Source organism: Streptococcus sp. DD04 (assembly GCF_001578725.1).
In the GTDB taxonomy this organism is placed as follows: Bacteria; Bacillota; Bacilli; order Lactobacillales; family Streptococcaceae; genus Streptococcus; species Streptococcus sinensis.
Map to the genome: position 1 here is coordinate 1 of NZ_KQ969015.1, position 329 is coordinate 329.

1 pseudogene is annotated in these 329 nt (G+C 29.5%); it reads left to right on the plus strand.

Going from position 1 to position 329, the window contains the following annotated elements:
- Positions 1-43: 43 nt before the first annotated feature.
- Positions 44-329: pseudogene (locus tag STRDD04_RS10320) on the plus strand (alpha/beta hydrolase); the annotation flags it as partial.

Here is a 329-nt window from a genome sequence, read left to right on the forward strand (position 1 = left end):
TCCGGATCTGTCTGCTCATGGTAAATTGATAGATAGGAAGTATTTGTCGGTAAAACAAGAAAGTGAGAATTTATACAATTATTTTAAAGAAAATGATATTGCTGAAGTTTCTCTTGCTTTTGGAGCATCAATAGGTGGAGTAGTGTTATTGGAATTATTAAAGCATAAGGATATAAAGATAGTTAAAGCCTTATTTGAGGGCTGTAGTTTATGTCAAAATGCGAGTGTTTTAGAGTTTATCATAAGAAATATTGTTCTATATGAACGAAAAAAAGCTATTAAAAATAGTGACTCAGCTAATAGAAAAATTATAAGCATATATGGAGAAA